We start from the raw sequence: 8795 nt of genomic DNA on the forward strand, positions 1-8795 counted from the left end.
GTGCCAGCAGATCACGCGCCCATCGAGCGCGCGGGCACCCCGGAACGGTATGAGCAGAGTGAAAAGCCCTTGATGCTCGTCAGCCCCCCGAAGTCTGGGCGACAACATGGGTACTTGTGTCCTCTGCCGCCACGCTGGATCGACTCGGCCAGGCCGACCTGGTCGATCGAAGCGTCACGTAAGGATGGGCATCAGTATCTTGAGTTGCAGAAAGACGAACCAGGCGAAGCAGCTGCCGCTGGCCAAAAACAGGCTTATCAGGAGTAACCGGCTCCAGGGACGCATCGTGTTCTGCCACTGCGCAATGATACGAGAGAAGGTGAGCGCAGACGCATCGCTGCGGAACAGATAGATAAGCCCCTCGGCGTAAGCAGAGACCATCAGATTTCGAGGGTTCGCCAACTTCGTGAGGAACGTCAGCGAATTGTCGAACCAACGCACCACAAAATCACCCTCCTGCCCCACCTTGGCCATCTCCACCTCGCTCGCATTCATGTGACTGAGATGGAAATTGCGCAGAGGCGTATTCAGTGGGCAGATCCGATGTCCCGGCGTGAATTTCTGGTACTCGTTCGGCTTGTAATCCTCTTTCCAAATTACCGCCGAGGTCAGTTGCGCGTACTCATCAAGTGCATACTCGATGCGCGCAGACGCATACTCCCCAAAACCGCCGTAGGCCGGGATGTCACCATACCTGGTGATCGCCTGAGCTATCTTATATTCCCCGGACTCTGGACGAACGCTCCCCACTTCCAGATCGTAGGACTTGATGCTCCACCAACGCCTGAACTCATCCTCCACGAGTGCAAGGAGCCAGCGCCGACCTTCGATGCCCAGGTACTCGTCCTTCCCGGAGAGCGTACGCTTGAGCAAAACCGGACATCTCACTTCGAAGCAGATCACTGCAAGCAGGTAGAAGCCACCACCAAGCAACAACCAGCTCAAGGGGCCAACCGCTGCCTCCGCGCCTCTTAACCCGGGAGCTGCCTGAAGAAATGCGGCAACCAGGCCGCCTACCGCTGCTAGTTTGATACCGGTGGAAGACTTCATCCGCGACCAGAACGACCAGCTCGTCATTTGCCGGAACCGGTGGTACGTCATCTCTTGGCGCGTATTGCGTCGTTCAACGGGTGAAGGCCTGTAGAAATCCTCACTGGGATACTGATCGAAGAACCAGGAGATCCAACTGAACTCAAGCCACCACTGCCGACGCTGCTCACGGCGATACTCTTTTTCGGACTCCGCCACCTTTAGACGCATTTCGTCACTAAGGAAGATTTTCTTTGGCTTCTCGGTCAGGTCGCTTTGGTCGTCTCGGGTTTCGGATTCTGCGGGCTCGTTCTCTGCTGACAATGATTGACTCCATATCTAAGTGTCAGGTTGGCTCTACCCGTTGACGCCTACCCGCCCCTAGGCCTCGCATGCTTGCACAACGTCATTGTCGTACACCTGCTTTGATGGCCAGAGCTGGGTCTCTGCGGGAGATTTCCGTGTCAATGGACGTCGAACTGGGCTTGAACGCAGGGTTCTAAGCTTTCAAGCTTCGCTCGACTTTCTACAAACCACCAGGCCACCTATCGAAGCAATAGACTGGTCAGTAGATGCAGGTGCTCCTCATCGTCTAATGACACAGCAACAGAGCCTGACCGAGACAGCTCAACCTGAACAGACCTGGAGCCGTACGTGTAGACGATTTTGATCTTGTCGATCGGTGCCGCGCGCCCCCCCGTGATCTCCAGCAATTTCGTCATCGCATTCCCAGTAGAGGCGATATCCACTCGGTAGCTGCTTTCGATATCAAACGTCACCGCTCCGGACACGATGCGCTTGGCCATGACCCTCGTGAAGCGCCTGTCAGACTTGAGCTGCTGATAGACCGATGAGATGTCTGGCTTCACGATCTCCAGCGCGAAGTTCGTCCCAGCTGCCGCTCGGATGAGTTCCACGAACGGTTTCAAATCCTTGGGCGGCGAACTCATGCAGATCGAGTACCGATCAGGCCCTAGCGATTCAAACACCATGTCGAAGCTGATGAACGTCGAGTAACTTGATTCGACCGTTTCACCTAAAGGGTTCGTGAACGACTGGGTGATATCCCGCTGCTCGTGGTACCGAAAGGTGGCCTTGCCATCCAGGATCTCAAGAACCTCGACACCGAGCCGATTCTGGTCGCTGAACGGCTGCTGTCGAAGCCCATACACAAGGGTCTGAAAGTCAATGCGAGCGGTCAGAACCCAGAGTTTCAGCCGCTTTGACTTCATGCCAACAAGCTCCTTTCGATGTCATCCAGAGTCCTCTGCGCCGCCTCCTCCAAACGGATTTTGAGCTTCTGCTCAAACACCGGCTCGGCACGCACCAGGTTCTTGGCGTATTTCCCGTTGTTGTAGTTGTAGACACCTTTGACGATGTAGGAGAAATCGCAGTACTTGGCCTGGTTGCCAAACTGAGCTTCGAACTGAACGATCTCTGACCCTACGAGCTTTTCGCGGGCTGTCCATCGAATCTTCCACAGGTAAAAACCGTGGCCTTCCAGCTCACGCAACTGCTTCGACTCCAAGACTCCCTTGCCCTTCAGGGATGCCTTGTCGATGCGGATGATCTTGTGAACGCTGGCTTCAGGCTGCGGCCTGGCCAGCTCCGCTTCAGGGTCGCCATCTTCCCCCTCCTCGCCCTCATCTTCTGACTCAACCTCGATCGAGTCCTCAATCACCAGCGCCTCGTCACTGAGATCCAGGTCATCATCTTCTCGATCTTTAGGGTTGAATGTGGATACGTCGACCACATCGACCACCTCCATGTCCTTGAGGTTGCGGATCAAGTCGCGAAGGAAATTCGTCCTGATGCCGGCATCGGGGATCGCCTCCAGGGAAATGGTTCGGGTCGCCACGTCCTGGTCAGTGACGATCTCGATCTGGGAATACAGCTGATCGGTGATGTCCTTGAACTTGTCGTTCATGGGGCCAGTGATCTTCCAGCCACTGCCCTGCTTCTCCAGGATCACCTCCGCCGTCTTCTCAACGACTTGGCGGAACTCTGCCTGGCTCAGATCAAGCTTTTGGTATTTGACGGTGAGCTTGAGCTGATCACCGTGGACGGCCACCTCAGCTTGCTCGTGCTGGTCATCCACCAGCCATTCCTTGACGGAGGTGAGCGCGTCTGTCAGCTGATCTTTCGTAACCGCTGTGGTGACGACCACGTTTGTGGTTTTCTCGCGACTGTCACGACCACCCACCAGGAGCGACAGGTTCCGGTAGTCGTAGTAGTCATGGAACAGGGCACTGAATCGATTGGCCAGGAATTTTTTGTCCGACTCATTGGAGATCACGATCCCCCTGGATAGAAAGACCTTCCTGAGCTCAGCACTCGTCAGGCTTCGCTGCGTGAGTGCATCAAAGATCGCTTTGTCGGACGCAAAGTACAAGCTACCCATTCTCATGTCACTCTCGCTCCCATCCGATCGCTTCGGGCTTATAGTTCGGAATCGCGTGATTCACAATGTCCAGTTCGATCGCCTGCAGTTTCCGCTTGCGGTTTTCGTCTTCGCCCCACTCAGTCACATAGCTGTTGATGGCAGCATTAAAATTGCTGAGGATGCTGCTGTGATGATAGCGATTGGCAACCCTGATTCGGATCTTCAAGTCTTTGTTGGCATTGAGAATCTGGAACCTAGACAAGGCGTCAAAGAGGTACCTGAACTCGATCTCGGTGCTTCCGTCGCGGCGATAATAGATCAGATAGCCTTCGCTATACGTTTCGGCCAGCTCCTTGGCTTTCTCGCAGTACGAGATCACCTCTTTATGGTGAATGATCATATATGGCGAGGCGATGAGTTCTGCGGTGGCCGCACGCTCCCAGTATTCACCACTAGCCTTGTGTAACACGAGATCAGGGTAATAGAAGGTGTAGTTGTCCCTCGGGAATTTCCCTTGCGCCCTGAGGGTGTTCACATCGACCTGCAGCGTCTTCAGGTAATTGATCAGTGAAGGCTCGACGATATGAATCTGCTGAGAATCCTTGATGTGCAGATTCTCACCCTTGTAGTCCTTGAAGTGATCGTAGAAATTCTTGTCGTATTCGTCATCGTGGTTGTACACGAACAGCATCCCGCGAATTTCATACTTCTCACGCTTGGCCAGGTGGTAGCGAGCCTGCCATTCCGGCGAAGCACGAGCACAGTCGATGGTCTTGCCCAGGGACTTCAGCGCCTTCTTGATCGAGTCCAGTGTGATGGAGCCAACCGCATAGCTCTTCAAATCAGTATGAAGGTAGATGGCTTTGTTCAGGTAAGGGTCTGCGTACTTGAACACCACGTCAGTCGGATGCGTGTGCTCAGACTTCTTCAAGGGCGCGTGTGTTTCCCTCTTCACGCAAACGAAGTTGAGGTTGGCAGGCCCCTCTTTTTTCCAGCGGAAGAAGCTGAAGATGTCGTTGGAAACGAGCTCCGCGAGCCTCGCAATTTTTTCGGTTTCGCCGCCTGACATGGTCGTTCCTGTCACGAAATGAATGCGCAGGAACGGTATCGGCGAGGGATCGTAGGCCCGTGCCGTGGAGGTGCGTCCTGCCGTGGATATGGCTTCATGCCAGCACAAATTACCGCAAAACGCTAAATCCGGCCATGGTGAGATCCGCCCTGCTACGACGGGTCGCCTAAAGGAAGGGCATCCCATTCGTCCTAACTGACTCGCAAAGGCAGAAAAAGAGTCTGTGAAATCGATTCTGACAGAAACCCGGTGATCGACGACCCGCGTATGGCGTTTTTGGGCTTGGGGAGGTGGCTAGGCTTGGATTACGGGGGCTCAGTAAGGGGAGCGTGGTACCCGCAAACAGGGTCGAGAAACGGGGAGGCGCAACGAAACAGCGCATACATGACATAAAAAGCCCTTTATTAAGAACTTTTTGTCACTTCAAATTGTACTTTACAGTCAATACCATTCTGCTCGATAGATTACACCACGAACCAGAGAGCTTGTCAATATATGCATAAACCGAAGATTGCCTTGGTGGGCCAAGACTCGAATCCTGTCTCCACAGCCACGCAAAAGCAGCCAGCCCCCGGCAGCAGCATCGAGGCGATGAACAGCCTCACGCGAGTCAAGTGCGAGCCACCCAGGCTCTACGAAACGGTCACAGGTGCACCGCTGGATTTCTACAACGAGTTCACCGAGTACCTCTGGAGCGAGATTGGTATCAGCTACGCGCGAAACTCGGCTATCTCAATGGAGAGAGGTGGACGTGTGTTCTCCGAATTCCTCTATGAAACCGGCGCCCTCTCTGGCCGACTCGACCCTGCCACTGCGTCGAAAACCATCCACCTTTTCTCGTCCTATCTCATCGACGGTGCGGACGCCAAAGACCCGATTGTCCGCCATGCATTCATTCGAACGGGGCGCAAAACGATCTCCGCCAAGTCAGCCGGACAGCACATCGCAGCCGCCAATCTGCTGCTGACCGTCTGCAGCGCCATCACGTTCGAGCAAGCGGAAATGACCTCCGCACTGACTGGCCTGCCTCCCCAGATGCAAGTTAATGCGTTGCCGGAACTCAATCCCAGGGTGCGCAGCCCTCAGGAATTGGCTCGGATCCATGCCAACACACTACAGGTCAAACCCAAACTTGGCGCCGGCGCAATGAAAGCCCGAGGCGGTCTGCGCGCCCCTAAAGTCAAGAAAGACCGGAAGGCTAAACACATTGGCCTCCCACATATCCTACCCATGCTTGAGAACGCTCCAACCCCATTGGATGGTTTGATCTGGAGCTTGGGACTCGGGAGTTTAAGGCTCTCGGAAGCGGTCGTAGTTCGCCTTGAGGACGTTGACGTCCGAAAGAGGGTCATTCGCGTAGAAGACCCTGAAGGCCTGCGTGACACGAAAAACAAGGAACGCTTCGGCTTCAAGGGCCGCAAGACTGCTGTCGTAACGATGTTCGAGCCATTCAAGTCCGTTTTCTGGCAGAAGCTGGCTGAGTACATGGCTGCGCGCCCTCGCTCCGATAGCCCTTGGCTGCTGCTGTCGCTCGATAAAGACACCTACGGTGTACCCCTCTGCGAACTCAACTCCAACAGTGTCAACAAAGCGATCAACCGCCGCATTCAAGCCACACAGAAGAAACTGAAGTTCGTAGCTCCCCAGGGAAACTACTCCTCTCACGACTTCCGCCACCTCTTCGGCGTGTGGGCTCGCAACTACGTAGTGGTGCCAGACCGACCTAAGCCGGGCCTCGATCTACCTGAAATTCAGTTGTTGATGGGCCACGCCGACCTCAAGAGCACTGAGGTCTATGCCGCAGATTTGGGCATTCACACCCTCGTGGAGATAGATGCTGCCAACGAGCTTGTCTACCACCGTGGCGCTGGTGAAAGCATCGATTACTACCGTGGGCAGGCCTATGCCCGCCTGGGCGAGCAGTTGCTGCAGCGGGGCCCAGACGCGTGATCAATACCACGGACAGTCCTACCCTGCACGGTGATGACGTCCTTGAGAGCGCTGTGGCCATCCTCCAAGAACTGGCGGACAGGGCCTTGGCTGTCGAAGCAAGGCCAGGCAAGGCCAATCCCGAGCTGATGAAGGATCGCAAGGTCAGACATCGTCTGGCCACCTCCATCTTCCTGAAGCTCCGGAAAGGTCGGCCTTTCACTCCGACAGAGCTGACAACGCTGCATAAACTCTGCATCACTTCCGATAGTGAAGAGGATAAGGAGCGGGCGGCGCTTTTGTACACTGAACTCACAGACGCAGAAGCGCCCAACTTCATGGATATCAAAGGACTTCGCATACCACTTCGTGCAATGTTTGTGCAACTGTGGGCCAAGGGTAAAGTCACTCTTCCGCACACCTTTACGGTAACAGGCGTGTGGGCGAAATACCCTGACTTGAAATCTGAGTCAGAGACGTTCATCTATGACATCTCCGAAATCAAGACATCCAATATCCATCGCAGCACGCGGGCATTCCAGTACCGTGTGAACTGGCATAAACCCGAAGATATCAACTTCCGAGAGATCTGGGATGCCGCCCCTGCTGTTGCTGATAAACAACGTGCAATACGTAGCACCGGCAACGGAGGTAAGACCAACGACTTTTCTTATTTGGCATGGATCCATTGCTTTGCCAAGCTGCACCCGAACATTGTGAGCCCTGACCAAGCTCGTGTACTCGAAGGGTATCACGCTCACCTGAGCATGACCTTGGTTACAGTATCAAGTGAAGAACACCGAAAGACTTATGAAGAATTCGTCCGATATTGGGGAGGCTTTTCGGAAAAATCATCGCGGGACATTCTCCTTGAGCGAGCTCGAATTCGCTACAACACGGGCGTTGATGGGCGAAAAACCAGAGAACGAGAAAAAAACGAAAATAAGAGTCGTCAAGCAGAAAACGAAATCTCAGAAGCCTTTGACGTACTCAGCCCCGAAGAGTACGCGATCCTACCTGGACGCAAGCGCCGATCCAGAGACGATTACAATTGGCTCAAAACTTACTACAGCAATGAAATCACGTTCGACAAATTAACGCACTGGGCCAGGGTGTGCGAGCTTCACTTAAGCCACCTTGAAGAGAGGCTAAACATTGCCACTCGTCGCCAAGAAGTTGGATACGTGCACATCCTGCTGGATTACCTCGGTATCTATTTGCCATCGTGGTTTAGGAGATATCCCGGCAGCCCCGTTGAATTCCCTAAATTCATTGAAGACTTTCACCGTTCCATTTTCTGGAGCCGCACCGGAAAAACCACTACCTTTAGAAGCCCTGCTGATGACAAAGAAGTACCGCTCCCACTCACATTGCTCCAATTTTATGACCTGAAAAGAACTCCAAAGACCCGATCAGCCTTTATCAACATCATCTGGCGCCTTTTCGAAGTAGGCATTCTAAATGGTACTGAGATCATGCCGAGCGGCGCCGCGCTGGTTGACAGCCTGTATAAGAACCCCGTGTACGCAAGGCTCGACTCCAAAGGAAGCGGCCCAGCAGGGAAAAGCGACAAAATCCCGTTGCCTATCGATTCGATGTTGATGGTCGAGGCCTATGTAATGGCCCTAGATGCGATTGGGGTAGAGCTCCAAAACAAGTGCCTAAGAGGTATACTTAACCACGATCAAATTACAGAAATCCGTAGTTCGACCTGGATCGATTTGAAGAAGTGGGGGATGACGTACACCATTAAACTATGGAACCCAAACGACACCTCCGAATCAATAGAAGTTCCTTTGGATAGAATAGTCAACGTCTACTCATGGCGAAATGACAAGTACTTATCAACCGATGGATACGTATACGTACCTTGGCTTTCCCAGCTAAGAATGTTAACGGTTGCGCTTTTTTCAGGGCTACGCCTTCAAAACTGTCAGTGGCTTGATATCCGCAGCTTTGACAAGTATTACGACCAAGCGATGAGAGGCAGTATTGGCAGCTGCATTCTGTTCGTTAACACTGACAAGAGCGGAAACTCCCGACCGGTCACTCTACCCTACAAGGTGATGGACGTTCTGCTCCAAGAGCGGCATTTTCAAAACAAAGAATACTCTAGTAAATACATAGATGTTCATTACGAAAACGACCCAGTAAATTCCAGCAACTATGATCCCATTCATCCTTTGTTTCGAAGCCCCTGGGCCATAAATGGAGCCCCCTTTTCCGATGCGTCGTACCACGTAAAATGGACATTGATCCTTAGGGATGGTCTGAAATAGCCGAATACTCTCCGGCTATCGAGCGGTCAGCACTTCAAAAAACGATGCTCATCGAAAATCCGATTGGTTCTCCACGCTTTTCAGGCTGCCTGGCGGCTGCGAGGCG

The 8795-nt window shown here is 53.5% G+C and carries 6 protein-coding genes; 2 read left to right on the plus strand and 4 right to left on the minus strand.

Annotated features, from left to right (window positions below; all coding sequences use genetic code 11):
• Nucleotides 1-174: 174 nt before the first annotated feature.
• From ACRESH_RS01535 to ACRESH_RS01550, 4 genes are all read right to left on the minus strand, one after another.
• Entirely contained in the window at nucleotides 175-1353 is a 1179-nt protein-coding gene (locus tag ACRESH_RS01535) for a hypothetical protein (protein WP_431740265.1), read from the minus strand.
• 221 nt (nucleotides 1354-1574) lie between these two features.
• A complete protein-coding gene (locus ACRESH_RS01540) occupies nucleotides 1575-2261 on the minus strand; it encodes a hypothetical protein (RefSeq protein ID WP_431740266.1) in 687 nt (228 codons plus the stop codon).
• The gene (locus ACRESH_RS01545; RefSeq protein ID WP_431740267.1) at nucleotides 2258-3436 is read right to left on the minus strand and encodes a hypothetical protein; all 1179 of its coding nucleotides are present in this window, start codon (nucleotides 3434-3436) and stop codon (nucleotides 2258-2260) included. The genes ACRESH_RS01540 and ACRESH_RS01545 overlap by 4 nt, the downstream gene beginning before the upstream one ends.
• Nucleotide 3437: 1 nt before the next feature.
• Nucleotides 3438-4481 carry a hypothetical protein gene (locus ACRESH_RS01550; RefSeq protein WP_431740268.1) on the minus strand — a complete coding sequence of 348 codons (1044 nt, stop codon included), beginning with the start codon at nucleotides 4479-4481 and terminating at the stop codon, nucleotides 3438-3440.
• A gap of 495 nt (nucleotides 4482-4976) precedes the next feature.
• Between ACRESH_RS01550 and ACRESH_RS01555 the strand changes: the two genes are divergently transcribed.
• Both ACRESH_RS01555 and ACRESH_RS01560 read left to right on the plus strand, forming a co-directional pair.
• The gene (locus tag ACRESH_RS01555) at nucleotides 4977-6431 is read left to right on the plus strand and encodes a tyrosine-type recombinase/integrase (RefSeq protein WP_431740269.1); all 1455 of its coding nucleotides are present in this window, start codon (nucleotides 4977-4979) and stop codon (nucleotides 6429-6431) included.
• Entirely contained in the window at nucleotides 6428-8689 is a 2262-nt protein-coding gene (locus tag ACRESH_RS01560; RefSeq protein WP_431740270.1) for a hypothetical protein, read from the plus strand. Before ACRESH_RS01555 ends, ACRESH_RS01560 begins: the two co-directional genes overlap by 4 nt.
• Nucleotides 8690-8795 lie beyond the last annotated feature (106 nt).

The organism is Pseudomonas sp., from assembly GCF_050739775.1.
Lineage (GTDB): Bacteria > Pseudomonadota > Gammaproteobacteria > Pseudomonadales > Pseudomonadaceae > Aquipseudomonas.